Source organism: Massilia aquatica, from assembly GCF_011682045.1.
Taxonomy (GTDB): Bacteria; Pseudomonadota; Gammaproteobacteria; order Burkholderiales; family Burkholderiaceae_D; genus Telluria_A; species Telluria_A aquatica.
This window is the reverse complement of the sequence record NZ_VVIW01000002.1, coordinates 340,480-358,422: the sequence shown is the minus strand read 5'-3', so window position 1 is coordinate 358,422 and position 17,943 is coordinate 340,480. Positions and strand designations below refer to the sequence as shown.

Below are 17,943 nucleotides of genomic sequence, written 5' to 3'. Positions count from 1 at the left end.
CATGCGCAAACGACATTTGCGCCAGCACAAACCCGGGCACATCAACCTTCGTTCCCTCCTCATGATGGTCGCGGCACACCCTAAAATGGTGCGAGCTTGCTAGAGGAGGTGCATGATGCCGTTTATTATAGACAGAAACATGCTTCACGCGATCAACCGCCGCGCCACGGCAATCCTGCGCGGGCAGGATCCGAATGCGCGTGCCTCAGACTCAGGCGAATGGCCTGAGCCACGGATCGAGTTCACCCGCGAAGAAATTCGTGCCGCAATGATGATTGCCAAGAAGCGGATAGCGTCGATCAACGATGCCGCGATGCCCCACACTGAGGCCCGCACCGCTAACGATGTGGAGATGTGATGACACATCCAAACGTCTTCGCCCTGCTCGTCCCCCATCCCGACGATACGCTTGCCGCGCTGGCCTATGCCTCGTACAAACAGCACGAAATTGAAACCTATGCGGCGATCGAGGCGCAGACAGGGCACCCGCCTACGCCGGAGGACATTGAAAACTTCGAGCGTGCGGCAACCACACCGGTCTGTGTGGCTATGCATCAAAGGCAGGCAGACAGTTTCATGAAGGCGTTTCTGGATGCGACACTTGACGCAAAGGGAGCGAAGATAGAAGCGGAGTTTACGGACGCGGCGATTGGCCGACAACTGGCAGCAATCCAGGCGCAGCTGGGTGCGCGCAGAGGGCCACTGGGCCTGTTCCGGGACGTGGGTGCAAACCTGAGCGTGAACGTGCTGACCATCCTGCTGATTGCCGCGCTCGTATTTGGATACAGATTACTTGACGAAGGTCTGGACCGGTTGAGTTTCCGGACAGGCGTAACGCAGCAAACGCCGCCACCACCGGTTGACGACGCTGCGCCAAACTGAACGATGTGCACAGGAGCGCTTTAGCCATCTTTACGCCGCCTACCGGCAAGCGTTCGACCGACGCTTGATCTTCTGTAGAATCGCGCACAGAAGATTCTAACAACTAAAAAAGTGCGTCCATGAACATTCCTGAAAAACTCCGCTCCATCAAGGCCTCGCTGTCGGAGCGCAGCCGCGAACGCAAGCGCCTGCGCGGTCCGGCCGACCTGAACTACGCCATCGCCGATTCCATCGAACTGCTCGACGCCGCCGCCTGGCAGGCGCTGGCCCAGCACGGCGGCTTTTTCATGTCCTTCGGTTACCTCAAGGCGCTCGAACAGGTGCTGCCGCACAACCTGTCGCCGCGCTACGCCCTGATCTACGGCGGCGCCGGCACCGAACGCATGCCGGTCGCGGCCGTGTACATGCAGATTGCCGACATCAGCCTGGCCCAGGCCCGCCCCGATAAATCGCAATCGGCCTCCGCCCGCCCCGCCCCGCTCGACGAGCTGGCCAAAAAGACCACCCAGCGCATCCTCACCTGCGGCAACCTGCTCACCTTCGGCCAGCACGGCATCGCCATGGCGCCCGACGCCGACCCCACGCTGGCCTGGCACGGCGTGGCCGAAGTGCTGTACCGCGTGCGCCAGGCAGACAAGCTGGTCGGCAAGACCCACTTCATCATGATCAAGGACTTGCACGCGCCTCACATCGACCACGCGGCGCACCTGGAGCACCTGAGCTACCGCTACGTGGAAACCGAGCCGAACATGGTGCTGGCCCTGCAGGACGACTGGAAGCATTACGACGACTACCTGGCCAGCCTGGCCTCCAAGTACCGCAGCGGCGTGCGCAACGCGGTCTTCAAGACGCTCGATGAAGCGGCCTGCACGGTCGAACAGTTAAGCGACCTGGACGCCGTGCGCGACCAGATCCATGCTCTCTACAAGGAAGTCCAGGCCAACGCCGGTTTCCGCCCGTTCGAGCTGCTCCCGGAATATTTTCCGGCGCTGCAACAGGCGGCCGGCGAGCGCTTCCGCTGCAGCGTGCTCAAGCGCGATGGGGCGATGCTGGGCTTTTTGATCTCGGTGGCCGACGGCGCTACCTCGATCGCCTACCACATCGGCTTTAACCGCGCGGCGGCGGCCGACCTGCCGATTTATCTGCGCCTGCTGCATGCCGGCATCGCCGACGCCCTGTCGATGGGCTGCAAAGAGGTCTCGTTCGGCCGCACCGCGCTCGAACCGAAGGCGGCGCTGGGCGCCAAGCCGCAAACCTTCGGCATCCTGGTGCGCCATCGCCAGCCGGTGCTCAACAAGATGATCAAGCACCTGTTGCTGGGCATCGAGCATGACGATGCACCCGAGCGCAGTCCGTTCAAGAAGCCGGCCAAGGTGGCCTGATGCCAGGCGGCCCCGTCAGCGGCGCTTCGCTCCCGGAGCCGGTTTGACGAGCACATAACCGGCCCGCTTGCTGTCCCAGGTGAAGATGAGCTTCGATTTACTTTCCAGCAGTCGCATCTGGAGATCCGCATAGCCGTTGGTCGTGCTGGGAAGTACCGACAGCACATTCGTGCCTTCGTATTCATCGTGGTCCCTGGTGCCGTCCTTGTTCCAGTCGCCGGCGATCAGCTTCTGGAAGGCGACCGGCTCCGACAAGATAGTGACCAGCTTGTCGCCGTCGATCCGCAACAGCGCCAGCGCTTCAAAATCGGCGCCGCCGCCGGCATAGCCCTCGCTCCAGCCGAGTCGCAGTCCGATCGCCGTCTCCGTCGGCGTGATCTTGTAGGGAGCGAAGTCGAAACGGCGATACTGTTCAGGCATCAGCCCGTTCTTCCGTGCTTCGGGCGCATCGTCGTCCTCGCGAGGACCGTCGACGTGACGCAATGCCCAACTGGTCTTGATATCGTACGGTCTGCCATAACTGGCGACCAGCGTCGGCGCGCCACCGCCGGCCCGGTATTCCACGACACCGAGATACACCATCGGATCGACGGATGCGGGCGTATCGTAGGACGGGGAAATAGTGTCGCAGGACGGTCCCGTGCTCGATGTGCGCGAGCGTTCAGCGTCCTTCCTGTCGCGGCTAAAACAGGCGATCACGACGAAGCTGTTGGCGCGATACGGCCAGGCTTTGGCGCCGACCAGCATGGCGAACGATGGGTCGCGACCCGGCGCGACCAGGGCGATCAACTGATTGGCAGTCAGGCCGGCGGGAAGCACTGTCCCGAATCCGTCCGCCTTCTTTTGCACCTGGCTTTTAACACCGGCCGATGACTTGTTTTGCGACTTGCCCGGCTCGATCGCCTGGGCGGCGGGTAGCGACGCGCATATCAGCGCCATCAGACCGGCAATAATGACAGTGTTTCGCATTCAGAATCCCCAGGTTCAATGCGATTGGCATCCCGGCATCGGCAACGCCGGGCGCGGGACACACCACGGCATCACATGAAATTACGTGTATGCAGCGCCGACAACTGCTGCGCCTCGGCCTTCGAAAACCCCAGCCGCTCCAGACGCGACTGGCGCCCTTCGGCCATGTCGACCATCAGCTGCTGCACGCGCAGGTAGCCGGCCGCGATCGCGTCCGGGGTCAGTGCGCCCGCCGCCAGCAGGATCAGGGAATCGAACACCTCTTCGTTCAGCCCCGAACTGGCCGCCAGCGCATCGTTGCGCGACTGGACCGCGTTGGCCAGGCGCGTGCGAAAGGCTGGCTCGCGTTCGAGCCGCGCCGCCAGGTGCGTCATGCCGAAGGCGACATGGCGTGCTTCATCGCGCGCGGCCAGGCGCGCGATCTGGCGCGTGACCGGGTCCGGCGCGTACGCATGCAGGAAGTGCAGCAGGCTGACAAACGTGCCCTCCCCCAGCACCGACAGCAAGAACTCGGCCACCGAAAAATCCTGCTCGTCGAGCAGCGTCTTGAGCGAACTTTGTCCGCCCGCCGTCGACAGGCCCGGCTCGCGTCCCTTGAGCCGTACGCGCCGCGTGAAGACCTCGATGTGGCGCGCTTCGTCGGCCACCTGGATCGCCAGCACCGCCTGCACTTCGCGAAAGTGCGGATGCACCTGCCCCAGAAAGCGCGCCGGCACCACCAGCGCCGCCACTTCGTTTTCGATCATGTAGGTCAGCACCTGCACCACCGCGTCTTCGACCATGTCGGGCAGGGTGAAGTCGGCCTTCCAGTCGATTGCCGTCTCCGGGTCCCACTGGGCGGCGGCGGCCTGCGCGTACAGGTCGGCGGCGCGTTCGGCCCAGACTTCCTCTTTCTGGTCCAGGCGGAAGTGCATGGCGGGCGAGCCGGCTTCCACGGTGGCGCCGCGCGCCGCCAGGCCCCACTGCGCCTTGGCCTGGGTGGCGATGGCGCCGTCGGCACGCGGGTCGGCATGGCCGCTGTGCAGCGCCGCGCGCCAGCGGCCGCTCGATGCCCCACCGCGCGTGACGCGCACCACCTTGCGCCCATCCACGGCAAGCGGCGCGCACGGGTGGCCCTGGCTGCGGCACCAGGCGCTCAGTTGCCCGTCCCAGCCCGCGCCGGAACCCGTGACATCGAGCTCCTGGCCCGGCGCGATCTGCTGCAAGCCGTGCTTGACCAGCAGGTGGGCGCCGGCGTCGAAGCCCAAGGCCTCAATATCGATAGTCGGCCGCAAGGATCTTCCCTTCCGCATCGTAGAAACGCTCGTCGTCCACCGCCCGCACCAGCGCGTCGTAGCCGCTCACGCGCCCGGGCAGCCAGGTTTTCAGGCCTTCGAGTTCGAGCAGCGGGCGCACCTCCGGGTCGTCCCAGCTCATGGCCAGCAGCAGTTCGTTGAAGCGCGCGATTTTATCCGCCGGCGCGCCCGGACTGACCGTGAAGTTACAGTGGTCGAACGGCTCGGTGCGCGCCAGGATCGCGGTGGCGCCGGCCGGCAGCACGCCTTCGCGCGAGAACGCCATGTGGTTACTGTCGATCATCCAGGCGGCATCGATCTGGCCGGCGATGAGCGCCAGCGCGGCATCGCGTTCGCCGCCGATATGGTCGCCGTGCTTGCCGCCCAGGACGTCGAAGCGGCGCGCCGTGTAATCGCGCCCGGCCAGCATGCCGTGCTGGCGCATCAGGTCGAGCGGAATCAGGTGCGCCTGTGGCGAGTCGATGGCGCCAAAGCCGATCGTCTTGCCCTTGAGTTGTTCCAGCGTGAGCACCGGGCCGGTACGCGCGACCAGTACCGAGGTCAGGTCGCAATCGCTGTCGCGCATCGCCAGCGCGGTCACTTGCTGGCCGCGCGCGCGCGCCATGCGCTCGGCGCGCACCCAGGCCAGCGGCGAATTCCACGCCAGCGCAATGCTGCCGTCGAACTGCGCTTCGACCTGGCGCTCGTAGTTGGAGTACAAAATGTAGTCGAATTCAAAATCGTGGCGGCGGAAGTACTCCTTGAAGCCTTCCCAGATCGTCACGACTTTCGGTGCGTAGGCGACGGCGCCCATCATCAGTGGTGTGGTCATCGCGTTCTCCTTAACCGAACACCGGCATGCCGCACACGGCCTTGCCGATAAAATCGAACAGCACGTCGGAGGTCGGCGCCATGACCGAGGCGGCGCGCGCGTCGCGGAAGTAGCGTTCGATCCCGACATCCTTGCGGAAGGCCGCGCCGCCGCACACGCGCATGGCGGTGTCGGTCACTTCCAGCGCCGCTTCGGCCGCTGCCGCCTTGACCTGCATTACGCGCAGCATGGCGTCCGGACGGTTAGCGGCCAGCGCGGCGAGCGTGTCGTCGCGCAGGGTGCGCACCATGTCGGCGTCGATGCGGGCGCGCGCCAGGTAGGCGCGGATGGTCGGCAGTTCGCACAAGGCGCTGCCCAGGTGTTCGAGCTTGCTGCCGGCCGCATGCGCGCATGCCGCTTCCAGCACGGCGTCCATCTGGCCCAGCGAGGACGAGGCGATCAGGGTCGAGAACACCGGCAGCACCGCACCGATCATGATGTCGAAGCCGCCGCCGTCCACGCCCAGCATGGCCGCTTCGGTGACGCGCACGCCGGTGGCGCTGATCGGCGAGGAGCGGTTGCCGCGCAAGCCCATGCCGTCGAACGCTTTCGGTTCGGACAGGCCGGCACTCTTGCTGTCGACCAGCCACAGGGTGCTGGCGCCTTCGTTCGATACAGGCGCGGTCGACCAGACGTACGAATCGGCTTCGCCGGCGGCGGTGACCATCGACTTGCTGCCGCCGATGACGATGGCGTCACCGTCCCGGCGCGCCGTGCCGACCGGCGCCCAGAAGTGGCTGCGCGAGCCGTTGTCGGACCAGGCCAGGGTGCTCAGGTGGCGCCCGCAAGCGACATCGCGGCGCACCTTCTCGCTGGCGAATTTTTCCAGCACCGTGGCCGCGCACAGGTGCATGCAGACGATCATCGCGGTCGATGGGCAGGCCTTGGCCAGGCGCTCGACCAGCTGCGCCGCTTCAGGCAGGCCCAGGCCCATGCCGCCCACGTCCTTGCTGCTGACAAGGCCGAGCAGGCCGGCCTGGCCCAGCGCGTCGATGGCGGCGCGCGGAAAGCGCGCTTCGCGGTCGGTATCGGGGGCGGCCGGCAGCACGATGGTGCTGACGATGGTGTCGAGTGTGTGGAGGTAAGTCATGGCATCCCAGTCAATATGGCGGATAGATGCCACCGGCAGGGGCGCAGGCAAAGTCAGGGCGCGGCGACGCCGCAGGGGAATCGTCCGACAGGGTCGCACCTCGACAAATTCTGCTCGACCTGCCTGGCGGCAGCGCTTGGAAACGGTACTTTTGCGGCGTCAGTTCATCGCACCAGCCACACGCGGGCCGTCGGACCCGCTCCAGCGTTCCATGGAAGCTGGCAGCGGCGTTACGGCGGGCTGGTTCGATACAAACACAACAGTTGCCGGCAGTTTACCAGACTCGCCCTACTGCGGGCATGGTCATTCCCACCGATGGCGAAAAAATCCGCTTGACCGCCTGTCACGTGTCAGATATTGTTTACAGGTGAAAGAAAATATAAAATCCCTCGACGGAGACCAGTTGCTGGCGATCCTGTCGGCCCTCGCCAATCCGCACCGGCTGCGCATCATTGCGGCGCTGGCAGCGGGCGGACGCAATTACGTCAGCCAGCTGGCGCGCGACATTGGCATCAGCCGGCCCTTGCTGCACCTGCATCTTCAAAAACTCGAACAAGCCGGCCTCGTGACCAGCCGCCTCGAACTGTCGCACGACGGCAAAGCGCTCAACTACTTCGAAGCGTCCGGCTTCGCGGTGGCGCTCACGCCCGAGACGATTGCCGAGGCGGCGCAGTCGCTGACCATCAACCCTGAGAAATAGAGCCCAACCATGTCAGAACACGTCTTTTTGATCACCATCGGCTTGCCGCTCCTGACCCTCCTGCTCATTTTCGGCATGAAGTACCTGGCCGCCATCGCCCAGGCCAAAGCGCGCCAGGCCAGCGACGAGCTTTACCGCCAGCTGGCGGCGCAGGCAGCGGCGGCCCAGGCCGAAACCTCGGCCGCGCTGGGCGCCATGAACGCCCATATGACGGAAGTGAAAACGCGCGTGGCCGCCGTCGAAAAAATGCTGCGCGACGTCGAGTAAGCCGCACCGCCCTGCCCCGACCGGTTTTTGCACCTCACTAGGAGAACAGCATGCAGCACCAGCATCAGCATCAGCAAATTGAACCCGGCGGCAGGCAGGCGCAGCGCTATGCGCGCATTGCCGGCGCGCTGTACCTCGTCATCATCGTCATCGGCCTCTTGGGCGAGACGCTGATCCGCAACAGCCTGGTCGTACCCGGCAATGCCGCCGAAACCGCGCAGCGCATCCTCGCCTCGGAGGCTCTGTGGCGCCTCGGCGTGGCCGGACAACTGGTGCTGCTGCTGTGCGCCGTCGGCCTCTCGCTGGCGTGGTACGTGCTGCTGCGGCCCGTGAACCGCAACCTGACCCTGCTGGCCATGTTCTTCGCGCTGGTGTCGCTGGCGGTCGAAAGCGTCAGCGCCCTGCAACTGCAAGGCGCGCTGGCGCCGCTGCTGGCCGCCGCGCAGATGGGCATCGATCCGCGCCAGGCGCAGGCTGCGGCCTACCTGGCCATCGTCGGCCATTCGCAGGCGTTTGCGCTGGCGCTGATGTTCTTCGGGGCCGAGTGCATCATCGTCGGCTACCTGGTGCGCAAGTCCGGCTATTTTCCGGCGCCCGTGGGGTTGCTGATGCAGCTCGCCGGCCTGTGCTACCTGCTCAACACCTTCATCATGGTGCTCTCCCCCGCCCTGCACGCCGTGGTTTTTCCGGCGATCCTGGTGCCGTCGTTTGTCGGCGAGAGCGCCTTCTGCCTATGCCTGCTGTTCAAGGGCGTCAATATCCCGGCGTGGGACCAACTGCATGTTAAAGGAGCCGCACAATGAACCAGATCAGCACCGTCAGACTGTACCTGTTACGCGCCATGTACCTGCTGCTGGTGGTGGGGCTGGGCCTGACCATGTGGCCGGCGATTATTGCGCCGCCCGGGGTGACGGCCAATGCCGGCACCGTGGTGCGCTCGCTGCTCGGCGCCTTGTGCCTGCTGTCGGTGCTGGGCTTGCGCTATCCGCTGCGGATGCTGCCGCTGCTGATTTTTGAGCTGGTATGGAAGATCATCTGGGTCGCCGCCTTTGCCCTGCCGATGTGGATGGGACCGGGCCTCGACGCGTACGCCGCCGAGACCCTGTTCGCCTGCGCGATCGGCATCGTGCTGGTGCCCCTGGTGCTGCCGTGGCGGTACATGGCGCGCGAATACTGGCGCGCGCCAGGCACGCCGTGGACCACCCCGGGCGTTACAGCAGCACGCCCAGGCCCGCGATAAAGCCGAATCCATCGGTCCAGAGGGCGGCGCTGGCACCGGTGATCTCGATGCCGGCGGCGCTGGTGGCGTAGAGCGCCGCCAGTTCGCCGCCGGCCGGGGCGGAACCTTGCGCGCCGCCCTGCCCGAGCCGCGCGCCCTGCTGGTCGCCGAAAGCGGCAGTCAAGGCCATCAGGTCGAACAGCTCGATGCCGGCCGCCCCGATCAGTTGCAAGCCGAGCGCCCCGGGCGCGGGGTTGTCGTACCAGCCGGCGAGCGCCATGCCTTCGGCGGCGCTGGTGTTGACGATCAAATCGCTGCCGTTCCTGGTGAAGAACACGTCGGCCGCGCCGATGCCCAGGCCCAGCGAGATGGTCGCCGCGCCACGCGCGCACAAGACCACTGTGTCGTAGCCGTCGCCAGCGTTGAAGGCGAGCGTGAAATCGGCGCCCCAGGCGGTGATGGTGTCGTTGCCGGTGCCGCCGATGTACAGGCTCAGGCCCGCGCCTTCGATGATGTCGTCGCCGGCGCCGCCGTCGAACAGGTTATTGCCGCGTACATCCTGCAGGATGTCGTCGCCTTCGAGGCCGAACAGCAGGTCGGCGCCATCGCGTCCGTGCAGGATGTCGGCGTCGTCGCTGCCGCTCAGCACGGCGTCGCGCGCACTGTCGGCTGGCGCGTTGCAGGGCGGTGCGAACCAGTAAGGGGTGGCGCCATCGTCGCCGCTGAGGATCATCGCTTCGATGTCGTTCAATGGCAAAGACGGCGCCCAGCCGGCGATGGCGGCGGCCAGGGCGGCGCTCGCCCCCGGGTCGAGCCAGAACAGCAGCGGGTCCGGTTCAGCTGCCAACAGGGGGGCGAGCGTGCTCACTGCGGTGTCGGTCGTCATAAGGTCTCCTGGAAAAACTGCGATGGGCGCCGGTTGGCATCCATCCCACTCTATATTTACCAATGGAAACTTTATGAAGGCAGCGCAGGGCTGCGCCAGGAGTTGGTTGATTTTGAGCAACTAACCCCGTTTAAGCACTGGCGGCGTCGAGCAGCGCGCGCACGGTGGCGCGCCCTTCCTTGAAGGGGGCGATCACCTCATCATCCTCATCCGAGTAAAACAGGGCGAGCGCCTTGTCGATCAGCGCCAGGTCGGCCTTGAGTTCGCCGGCCGAACGATCGGCGCCGGCATGCATGGTTCCCAGGCGGAACCAGGCCGAGCGCAGGGCCGCCCGCAGCGGCTCCATGAACGCGCTGAACAGCCACAGGTCCTGGTGCTGCAAGCGTTCGATGATCTGGTGGCAGGCCGTTTCGTTCAGGTCCCATTCACCGAGCTCGTAGGCCAGGAAGCGCTTCTTGTCGAGCACCTGCGCCCAAAAACAGGCATCGCGCGAACCGGCGTCGGCCAGCATGCGTTCGCCCGCCTCCACGGCGGCCAGCGCGCGCCGGTAGTCGCGCGCCTGCGTCAGGCGGTCCAGGTCGCGCATGATCGTGTCGAACTTGCCTTTGTTGAAGTCGACCGGTTCGGATGGCTCGTCGAAATGGACATCCTCGTACGCCGGCCAGTCGTCGCCGGGGTGCAGCCTGGCAGCCTTGGCCGGCTCGCCGCGCAAGAAGTGGCAGTAACCTTGCACGAAGCGTGCTTGCGCCTTGTCGTCGCGGGTGAAACCACTGCCCGCCTTGCGCGCGCGCACCGTGGCGCAATCGGCCATGGCCGCGTCGATCTCGGGCATGCTGCGGCAGACGGCGCGTTCGGCGCGCGACAGATACAGGAAGCCGGGTTCGAAGTCGCCCGCGTGGCGCGCGATCAAGCGCTCGAAGACGGCGCGGTGCACCGGCGAAGGCACGTCACACTCCACCGTCTCGCTTGCCAGCAGGGCAACAACACACAGGTCGACATTGCGCTGCGCCAGCGGCACCAGGGCCAGGTTGGCCGGATCTTTTTTCACCGCGGCCCGGCAGATGGCCGCGCTGCGGTACGCCACCGGCACGTGGCCGAGCATGCCCGGGTACTCTTTGCTGAAGGCGTTGCACATGGCCTGGTGCACGAAGCGCAGCGGGATCGTGTCGAGGTGGATGCGGTCGCGCTTTGCGCAGGCGTTGGCGATGGCCTGGGTAAAACACGCGTCCGGGATCTGCCAGGGCGACAGGCGGTTCGATTTCCCGGCCACCTGGCGCAGGATGAACGCCTCGTCCCAGAACGCGCTCCAGCACACCTCGGCGCAGCTGGTCCTGGGCTGGGCATCGCACAGCGCCGGCGAGTGGCGCGCCACGATCTGGTCCCAGTCGCTGTCCTGGCCGTAGCGGCGCAAGGCATGCTGGTACAGATGCGCGTCGAAGCGGGTGCCGCTGATCGCATCCAGGGCGCGCTTGTACTGATCGATGGCGCGTTCGAGCAGCGCCACGCTGGTGTACATGGCCGGCATCTGGCTCTCCAGGTGCCAGGGCGTGCCGAATGCGATGGCGGCCGCGATCAGGTCGTCGTCGATGAGCGCGGCCGGCACATCGTCGAGTGCGGACGGCTGGTACATGATGGCGGCCAGGCACAGCGCCTTGTCGACCAGCTGCGGCGGCACGTTGGCGATGCTTTCGCCGCATTCGGCCGCGCGCAGGGCCACCTCGTAGTCGATGCATTGCGCCGCAACGTGCGCAAGCGCGAAGCCGCCGGTGCCGCGCCGCGCCCGCAGGCACACCGCTTTGTCGATCAGCGCGCGCGGTACCCACTTGAGATTGTGCGGCGAGCGCGCCACCGCCGCCCGTGCCAGCGCGGGGGTGAATGCCTGCGCGGGGAAAGCCTCAAGGAAGTCGAGTACGTCGCCCTGCCATGCGGTATCGTCGTCCTCGCTGCGGGCGTCGAGCATGTCTTGCAGCATGGCCGTGCTGCGAAAGTGCTGCGGGACGCGAATGATCTTTGCGCTCTCGTTGCGGGCCATGAAAGTGCGCCAGTAGGCTTCGTCCCTGGGTGGCGCGGCTGCCACGGCGGCATCCTGCCGGTCCCAGTCGACGCGGCACGCTTCGCCGTCGAGAAAATCGGTATTCGCTTCGTCCTCGTAGGCGGCATCGAGGTCGGGATTGACGCGCACCGCCCTGGCGTGAAAGTGCTGCGCGCGTTCGTGCTCGCCGCGCAGGAAGTGCACAAGGCCCATCAGCCACAAGGATATGTCGTGCCACGGTTCGTCTTCCAGCGCCAGTTCCAGGTCGGCCTGGGCGGCGTCGAGCTGGCCATCGAGCAGATGCGCCTCGGCGCGCATGCGGTAAGCCGGCGCGGTGCCGCGCACCTTGACCCAGTTGCGGGCCACGTGATCGAGCGCCACCCCGGCCATCTCCCGGGCCAGCGGCAGGCGGCGCAGCAGCAGCGCGCAGCGGGCGGCCAGCACGGCGGCGTCGTTCATCAGGCCGCATTCATCTTCCGGGAATTTTTTGCTGGCCGCGATAGAGGCGGCGAGCGCCTGCTCGAACGCGTCGGCGAACCAGAAGGCGTCGGCCATGCCGAACCAGGCCGGGTAATACGCGGGGGAGATGGCGGCCGCTTGCCGGTACAGCCCATACGCCAGCGGCAGGTCGCCCACGCTGAGCGCGTCGTCGGCCGCGATCCGGACCGGATAGCAGCCGATGTCGAAGCCGCTCTGGTAGATGGATCGGCCTGCGCGCAACGCCGCTTCGATGGCCTTGAAGTCCCAGCTCGGCTGGTCCGAATCGGCCATGGTCACTTCGTCGCGACATTCCACGGCCAGCACGTGCACGGTGTCGTGCCACACCACCACCTGGTTGGGCACATCCAGATTATGCGAGTCGTCCCAGTCGGCCAGGATGAACACCACCGCGGCGGCGTTCAGCTCGACCTGGCCGATCTCGTAGAACCAGCAGAACAGGAAGCGCGTCTCGATGCGGCAAACCGGGGCGACGCGGCGGGCGCCCCGGTCGTCCGAGCTGATACAGACGCAATCGCTGGCCAGGATGCGCCCGCGCACCGCGTCGTCACGCCATTTCCAGGACATCAGCACCGAATGGCAATGCAGGTCGCCGCTGACGAAAAACACGCCGCTCACCCTGCCCTCGACTTGCAGGTCGCCGTCGACGGCAAGCCGGCGCGCCGGATCGCGCAGGATCTCGAGGTATTCGTCCTGCGTCAGGCTCAGGTTGCCGGTGACGAGGATGACCTCGAATTCACTGTCGTCCTCGTCACCCTCGCCATGCCACCCATCCGAGCCGGCCAGCGGGAATTGCGCGCGGAATGCCCGCATGGACAGGCGCGGGTAGCTGGCCCAGGCGGCCAGGCGGGTAAATGTCGGCGTCATGCCATCCTTGGAATCGATCAGTCTTTTTTCTTCATCAGCCCGGCCAGCGCCGCGAACGGGTTGTGGGTGGCGGGCGCCACCTCGGCCGACAGCAGGCCGGCGCCACGGTCCGCTTCCAGGTAGCGCGAGTGCTCGTTGTCGTGGCAGTACAGGCACAACAGCTCCCAGTTGCTGCCGTCGGGCGGGTTGTTGTCGTGGTTGTGGTCGCGGTGGTGCACGGTCAGCTGCGAGACGTTGGCGTTGGTGAATTCGCGCATGCAGCGCCCGCAAATCCACGGGTACATCTTGAGCGAGCGCGCGCGGTAACCGGTTTCGCGCGTTTCGGCCGCCTTGCGCGCCTCGGCCACGATTTTATCGAGGCGGGCGGCGTCGGGTTTTTTGCCAGGGATCATGGTGGTGCGCTTTCAATTCGTGTCTGTAAGGCGAAGGATACAGGATCGTCAAGGGCGCGGCCAGCGAGGCGCTCAGTGGCTGTCGACGTAGTAAAGAACCTTGGAAAAATCGCGCCGTTGAAGGTCGTTGCGGCGAATGTAGAAGGCGCCCATGCCCATGTCGCCCCACATCATGCGCAAGCCCTGGTCCGCTTCGCTGCCATGCAATTCGAGCAGCACGATCCAGTCGTCGTCCGGCCACGAGGCGCGCGGATCATCCTGGGCCGGGTTGCTGTAGCCGCCCACCTGGGCTACAACTTCCTTGTTGGCATAGTGCGCGTACTCGACCAACAGGTCCGTGCCGAGCACGCCGAACTGCCGGAAAAAATCGCTGCGCGGCTTGCCCAGGTAACGCTCGAAGCGATAATCGTCGACCGACACCGGCGCGGTATCAATCTTGAACACCAGCCCCGCCGTGCCGCTGAACGGCAGCGCGTCGACAGGCGCGGCGTGCGGGCGCACCAGTTTTTGCGGATTCTGTTCGACCCGTGGGTGGTGCACCACCCGGAAGTAGCGCTGCGCGGACAGCAACGCAAGATAGCGCTGCTCGTCGAAGGGCGAGGGAAAGTCCGGTGCGGAGCCGTAACTATGCGCGCGCGATTCGCCGCCGGCGATAAAAAATTGCAGCAGGCCGGTCGCGGGATAGCCGTCCAGGGCCGGCATCTCCGCAAAATTGAGCTGCGCCAGCAAGGCCAGCGGCACGCCATCGGGGTCGCGCGGATAGGCGTGCCCCTTGGGCAGGTAGGCGGGGCCACCGAGCCTGCTGTTCCACGGCGCCAGGCGCTGCGCTGCTTTCAGCGTGATGTCGATGTAGGCAAGCCGGGAGGCGTCGATCTTGTCGGTGTAGGGCGCCAGCTCCGGCGGCAGTGCACCGTAGCTGACCCGGCGCGCCTGGTCACCGACCGGCGGCGCCGCCGCCACAGGTTCGGGATCGTGCGGCGAGCAGGCGCCCAGCGCCAGCAGCGCCGCCAGGTAGACGCAGGCGCGGAGCGGCGGCGGGATTGCACGCGCGCTCACAGGTTGTCCCACGAGTAGACCACCTGCGAGAAATCGCGCCGCGCCAGGTCCGTGCGGCGAATGTAGAACACCGCCATCCCGGTGTCGCCCCATTCGCTGTAGAAGCCGCCCTTGACGCCGCCGCCTTGCAGCTCGAACAGCACCAGCCAGTCGCCGTCGGGCTGCGCGGTACGCACGTCGGTCTGGGTCGGGTTGCTGTATCCACCCAGCTTGGCGATGGTGTATTTCTGCGAAAACTTCTCGTAGTTGCCGGACACGGCGTCCTGTCTGGCGCCGAACTGCTTGAACAGCTCCCAGGGCGGCTGGCCCAGGATGCGCGCGAAGCGGTAGTCCTGCACCGACACCGGTTCGGCGCGGATCTCGAACCTGAGCGCGGAAGTGCCCGCCATCGGCAGATTGTCGCTGGCGATGACCTTGGTGGGCTGGAGTTTCTTGCGGTCCTGCACGACTGTGGGGTGATACAGCACGCGGAACCAGCGCTGCCTGGTCAGCGACAGGAACTCGCGTTCGGCGTTGTAGGGCTTGGTGCTCTCCCCCGAGACCCCGTAAAAATGCTCCTTCGACTCGCTGCCGGAAATGTAAAACTGCAGCATGCCGCGTGTGGGATACCCCTCCAGCGCCGGCATCTCGGCAAAATTGAACTGCGCCAGCAAGGTCAGCGGCACGCCATCGGGGCCGGCAGGATATGGCTGTCCCTTCGGCAAGTAGGCCGCCCCGCCCAGGCTGCTGTTCCAGGGCGCCAGCTTGTCCGGCCTATGCAAGCCGACGTGGATATACGGCAGCCGCGAGCGCTCGATTGCCTCGGCATAGCGCGCCAGCTCCGGCGGCAATTGGCCGTAGACCACCGGCGGCAGTTTCTGCTGCGCCGGCGCGCCCTTGGCCGGCGCCGGTTTCTCCGGCGAGCACGCCGTGAGCAGCAGGGCCGCGGCCAGCAGCAAGCCCGCGCGGCGCGGCATGGAGTGCGAAGCGTTCAAGTCGGAGAGTGGCAATCAGGTTCCAGTTCGCTCAAGTTGGCGGCCCTGGTGGGCCGGCATGCTGACAGAATGCCACGTTTGTGGCTGCGGGACGACATAGTTTGCGTCATTCAGACAGACGATGGCAGCAACAAACGCGCGGCAAAACACTCTCAACGCACGCGAATCTGGCGCCAATATCGCGCGTATGGCGATCATCTTCCAGGCTGGCCGGAACCCAAGTGGTATCCAAGCAAGCCCGTAAGGCAGAGCCTGCCAGCGCTGCGGACGAAAAAATCCATGGTGCCAAGTGGTCTGGTCAGCGTATGTTACCAGAGCAATTTCGGAGCGCCTCGGCGGTGACGCGCGGCGGCGCCAACAAGCGATTCCGGCACGCCATTCCTCCTTTCTTTTACCCAATTTACATTACGTTTCACCTCTGTTGACCTCGCTTTGATAGGCGGTGATACTGCGACCACTTGAACGGCGACTTCAGCAGATCGAAGCGCCGGACGGGATTCGTGCCCGCAAAGCTGATCCGTGGGCCAAAAAACAGCGCATTTTGGAAACGTTCCCATTGCGCATTCAACTACCACGGCCGCGATCCTGCACCCGCCACGCGCAGACAACGGCCACTGTCGACAAGGTGACCGTCCCATGAAAAAACTCCTGCATTTCCTCTCCCTCGGCGCACTCGGCATGAGTTTGCTGAGCGGCTGCGGCGGCTCGTCGTCCGGCGGCGAGTCCGCACCGGCGCCGAGCATCTCCGCCACCACCACTGTGCGCTCGGGCAATATCGGCACGCCGGACGCCACCCTGGCTGCTGCCAAAGAGGCAGCCGTCAGCACGGCCGCGTCGAGCACCGAATGGACCTTCTGCGCCGACGAGAACGGCGAGTGCATCTTCACCGGCAACCAGACCGTGCGCTACGGCGCCGGCACCAGCTTCACCAGCAACAAGTTCGACTGGGCGGCCAGCTGCAATACGACGACCTTCGGCAGCGATCCGGCGCCGGGCGTGGCCAAGCACTGCGAAATCACCAGCAGCTTCGCCTTCTGCGCCAACGAAAACGGCCAGTGCGGCTTCGGCGACACCCAGACCGTGCGCTTCGGCGCCGGCAGCACCTACCTGACGCAAACCGTCACCGGCGGCGCCGCCTGCACCAGCGGCGTGTTCGGCGACCCGCTGCCGGGCAGCGCCAAGCACTGCGACCGCGCGCCCACCACCTGGACCCGCTGCGCCGCTGAAAACGGGCGCTGCAACTTCAGCGGCACGCAGGTGCTGCTGTACGGCGCCAACGGCAGCTTCGTCACCAAGAGCATGACCGGCGGCGCCGACTGCAACAGCGGCGTGTTCGGCGACCCGATCGCCGGCGTGGCCAAGCGCTGCTACCTGCCGGGGGTGCCGATGCCGTCAAGCTCCACCCCGCCGCCGCCCGAGCCGGGCACCTGGAACCAGCGGACCACCTTCAAGATGGTCAACGGCACGCGCGGGCAGTACGCGGACAGCCAGGTCTACTGGGCGATTATCGGCAAGGACTGGGGCAGCGGCAAATACGTGCACGTCGATGCGGGCGGGCGCTTCGTTCCAATGGCGCTGAGCGACAACGGTGCGCTCACCAAGAACGGCAAGCCGTATACCAACTACTTTCACACCCTGGCCCAGCTCAAATCGATCACCATCCCGCCGCTCAATTCGGCGCGCCTGTTCCTGAGCGTCGGCAGTCCGATGTACCTGCAGGTCAACGCGGACGCCAACGGCAACCTTGGTTACGCCGGCGCGAATATCGAAAATCCGTCCGATCCGAACATCGACGTCTACTTCGACTTCATCGAAATGTCGATCGGCGCGACCGACGGCTTCTTTGGCAATACGACCCGGGTCGACCACTTCGGCTTTCCCCTGACACTGCGTCTGCAGGGCCTGGGCGGCTACGACCAGACTGTGGGAGAAACCGAAACGCGCGCGGCCATCTTCTCGCAATTCGTCGCCAGCGTGCCGGACAAGTTCAAGGCCCTGGCCCAGGCGCCGTACGCGCCCTACCGCATCATCGCCCCGGCCCACGCCAGCTTCCAGGGCAATGGCGCCAACGCCGCCTATCTGGACGGCTATATCAACCATATCTGGAACAAGTACACCAGCCAGAAACTGGTCTTCACCAACCAGCAGGGAACGTTTTCCGGCCAGGTGGTGGGCGGCGTGTTCCAGTTCACCGACGGCGCCGGCACCTACAAGGTGCGCAAACCCACCACCGCCATGGCGCTGCTCGGCAACGGCGCGCTGGACGACCCGAGCGGCACCGTCGGCGGCACGCCCGCCTACCACAAGCAGTTGCAGATCCAGGCGCAGCTGTGCGCGGCCCTCAACCGCCATGTGGTGGAAGACCCGGCCCGCTGGAGCGATTCGGCGTATTTCTACCCGGCCGGCCAGCCGGCCAACTGGTATTCCAAGTTCTGGCATGACCACAGCATCAACAGGCTGGCCTACGGCTTCGCCTACGACGACGTGTGGAATTACAGCTCGTCGGTGCACTCCACCGCCCCGACCACGGCCACGGTGACCATCGGCTGGTAAGGCATCCCGGACCGCCGCGCGCGGTCCTTTC

Annotated in this window: 17 protein-coding genes; 8 read left to right on the top strand and 9 right to left on the bottom strand. The window is 65.7% G+C overall.

Annotation, left to right across the window (positions count from 1 at the left end):
- Positions 1 to 112 precede the first annotated feature (112 nt).
- The 3 genes from F1609_RS04600 (at position 113) to F1609_RS04590 (ending at position 2,264) form a co-directional block, all read left to right on the top strand.
- On the top strand, positions 113 to 358 hold the full coding sequence (locus F1609_RS04600; RefSeq protein WP_167075136.1) for a hypothetical protein: 246 nt from the start codon (positions 113 to 115) through the stop codon (positions 356 to 358).
- A complete protein-coding gene (locus F1609_RS04595) occupies positions 358 to 882 on the top strand; it encodes a hypothetical protein (protein ID WP_167075134.1) in 525 nt (174 codons plus the stop codon). Before F1609_RS04600 ends, F1609_RS04595 begins: the two co-directional genes overlap by 1 nt.
- Before the next feature lie 119 nt (positions 883 to 1,001).
- Complete coding sequence (locus F1609_RS04590; RefSeq protein ID WP_167075132.1) at positions 1,002 to 2,264, top strand: GNAT family N-acetyltransferase; 1,263 nt, start codon at positions 1,002 to 1,004, stop codon at positions 2,262 to 2,264.
- A 15-nt stretch (positions 2,265 to 2,279) separates the two neighbouring features.
- Here F1609_RS04590 and F1609_RS04585 read toward each other — a convergent pair whose 3' ends face one another.
- The 4 genes from F1609_RS04585 to F1609_RS04570 form a co-directional block, all read right to left on the bottom strand.
- On the bottom strand, positions 2,280 to 3,233 hold the full coding sequence (locus tag F1609_RS04585; RefSeq protein WP_167075130.1) for a hypothetical protein: 954 nt from the start codon (positions 3,231 to 3,233) through the stop codon (positions 2,280 to 2,282).
- Between the two features lie 71 nt (positions 3,234 to 3,304).
- Complete coding sequence (locus tag F1609_RS04580) at positions 3,305 to 4,507, bottom strand: ferritin-like domain-containing protein (RefSeq protein WP_196785396.1); 1,203 nt, start codon at positions 4,505 to 4,507, stop codon at positions 3,305 to 3,307.
- Entirely contained in the window at positions 4,485 to 5,339 is an 855-nt protein-coding gene (locus tag F1609_RS04575) for a phosphate/phosphite/phosphonate ABC transporter substrate-binding protein (RefSeq protein ID WP_167075125.1), read from the bottom strand. The genes F1609_RS04580 and F1609_RS04575 overlap by 23 nt, the downstream gene beginning before the upstream one ends.
- Before the next feature lie 10 nt (positions 5,340 to 5,349).
- Positions 5,350 to 6,468: an acyl-CoA dehydrogenase family protein gene (locus F1609_RS04570; RefSeq protein ID WP_167075123.1), complete on the bottom strand. Its 1,119-nt coding sequence runs from the start codon at positions 6,466 to 6,468 to the stop codon at positions 5,350 to 5,352.
- Positions 6,469 to 6,871: 403 nt separating this feature from the next.
- Here F1609_RS04570 and F1609_RS34445 point away from each other — a divergent pair, with 403 nt between their 5' ends.
- Genes F1609_RS34445 through F1609_RS04550 form a run of 4 tightly spaced genes read left to right on the top strand, consistent with a single transcriptional unit; the run spans position 6,872 to position 8,675 of the window.
- Positions 6,872 to 7,168 carry an ArsR/SmtB family transcription factor gene (locus F1609_RS34445; protein WP_229421643.1) on the top strand — a complete coding sequence of 99 codons (297 nt, stop codon included), beginning with the start codon at positions 6,872 to 6,874 and terminating at the stop codon, positions 7,166 to 7,168.
- Positions 7,169 to 7,177: 9 nt separating this feature from the next.
- Positions 7,178 to 7,435: a hypothetical protein gene (locus tag F1609_RS04560; protein WP_167075121.1), complete on the top strand. Its 258-nt coding sequence runs from the start codon at positions 7,178 to 7,180 to the stop codon at positions 7,433 to 7,435.
- Between the two features lie 50 nt (positions 7,436 to 7,485).
- The gene (locus F1609_RS04555; protein ID WP_167075119.1) at positions 7,486 to 8,238 is read left to right on the top strand and encodes a DUF4386 domain-containing protein; all 753 of its coding nucleotides are present in this window, start codon (positions 7,486 to 7,488) and stop codon (positions 8,236 to 8,238) included.
- Positions 8,235 to 8,675, top strand: coding sequence for a hypothetical protein (locus F1609_RS04550; protein WP_167075117.1), 441 nt, complete (start codon positions 8,235 to 8,237; stop codon positions 8,673 to 8,675). The genes F1609_RS04555 and F1609_RS04550 overlap by 4 nt, the downstream gene beginning before the upstream one ends.
- Here F1609_RS04550 and F1609_RS04545 read toward each other — a convergent pair.
- The 5 genes from F1609_RS04545 to F1609_RS04525 form a co-directional block, all read right to left on the bottom strand.
- Positions 8,647 to 9,540: a calcium-binding protein gene (locus F1609_RS04545; protein ID WP_167075115.1), complete on the bottom strand. Its 894-nt coding sequence runs from the start codon at positions 9,538 to 9,540 to the stop codon at positions 8,647 to 8,649. The two genes, F1609_RS04550 and F1609_RS04545, sit on opposite strands and share 29 nt — an antisense overlap.
- Positions 9,541 to 9,670: 130 nt before the next feature.
- Positions 9,671 to 12,937, bottom strand: a complete 3,267-nt coding sequence (locus tag F1609_RS04540; protein WP_167075113.1) for a tetratricopeptide repeat protein — start codon at positions 12,935 to 12,937, stop codon at positions 9,671 to 9,673.
- A gap of 17 nt (positions 12,938 to 12,954) precedes the next feature.
- Positions 12,955 to 13,329 (bottom strand): YajD family HNH nuclease, encoded by a 375-nt coding sequence (locus F1609_RS04535; RefSeq protein ID WP_167075111.1) that lies wholly within the window; start codon positions 13,327 to 13,329, stop codon positions 12,955 to 12,957.
- A 72-nt stretch (positions 13,330 to 13,401) separates the two neighbouring features.
- Positions 13,402 to 14,385, bottom strand: a complete 984-nt coding sequence (locus F1609_RS04530) for a YwqG family protein (protein ID WP_167075109.1) — start codon at positions 14,383 to 14,385, stop codon at positions 13,402 to 13,404.
- Entirely contained in the window at positions 14,382 to 15,374 is a 993-nt protein-coding gene (locus F1609_RS04525; RefSeq protein ID WP_167075107.1) for a YwqG family protein, read from the bottom strand. The genes F1609_RS04530 and F1609_RS04525 overlap by 4 nt, the downstream gene beginning before the upstream one ends.
- 621 nt (positions 15,375 to 15,995) lie before the next feature.
- Between F1609_RS04525 and F1609_RS34440 the strand changes: the two genes are divergently transcribed.
- A complete protein-coding gene (locus F1609_RS34440) occupies positions 15,996 to 17,912 on the top strand; it encodes a glycoside hydrolase family 64 protein (RefSeq protein ID WP_229421641.1) in 1,917 nt (638 codons plus the stop codon).
- Positions 17,913 to 17,943 lie beyond the last annotated feature (31 nt).

Bases quoted from the DNA above. Each gene is read 5' to 3' on its own strand.
- F1609_RS04600 (WP_167075136.1), top strand. From the start codon at position 113: ATGATGCCGTTTATTATAGACAGAAACATGCTTCACGCGATCAACCGC.
- F1609_RS04595 (WP_167075134.1), top strand. From the start codon at position 358: ATGACACATCCAAACGTCTTCGCCCTGCTCGTCCCCCATCCCGACGAT.
- F1609_RS04590 (WP_167075132.1), top strand. From the start codon at position 1,002: ATGAACATTCCTGAAAAACTCCGCTCCATCAAGGCCTCGCTGTCGGAG.
- F1609_RS04585 (WP_167075130.1), bottom strand. From the start codon at position 3,233: ATGCGAAACACTGTCATTATTGCCGGTCTGATGGCGCTGATATGCGCG.
- F1609_RS04575 (WP_167075125.1), bottom strand. From the start codon at position 5,339: ATGACCACACCACTGATGATGGGCGCCGTCGCCTACGCACCGAAAGTC.
- F1609_RS04570 (WP_167075123.1), bottom strand. From the start codon at position 6,468: ATGACTTACCTCCACACACTCGACACCATCGTCAGCACCATCGTGCTG.
- F1609_RS04560 (WP_167075121.1), top strand. From the start codon at position 7,178: ATGTCAGAACACGTCTTTTTGATCACCATCGGCTTGCCGCTCCTGACC.
- F1609_RS04555 (WP_167075119.1), top strand. From the start codon at position 7,486: ATGCAGCACCAGCATCAGCATCAGCAAATTGAACCCGGCGGCAGGCAG.
- F1609_RS04550 (WP_167075117.1), top strand. From the start codon at position 8,235: ATGAACCAGATCAGCACCGTCAGACTGTACCTGTTACGCGCCATGTAC.
- F1609_RS04545 (WP_167075115.1), bottom strand. From the start codon at position 9,540: ATGACGACCGACACCGCAGTGAGCACGCTCGCCCCCCTGTTGGCAGCT.
- F1609_RS04540 (WP_167075113.1), bottom strand. From the start codon at position 12,937: ATGACGCCGACATTTACCCGCCTGGCCGCCTGGGCCAGCTACCCGCGC.
- F1609_RS04535 (WP_167075111.1), bottom strand. From the start codon at position 13,329: ATGATCCCTGGCAAAAAACCCGACGCCGCCCGCCTCGATAAAATCGTG.
- F1609_RS34440 (WP_229421641.1), top strand. From the start codon at position 15,996: ATGAAAAAACTCCTGCATTTCCTCTCCCTCGGCGCACTCGGCATGAGT.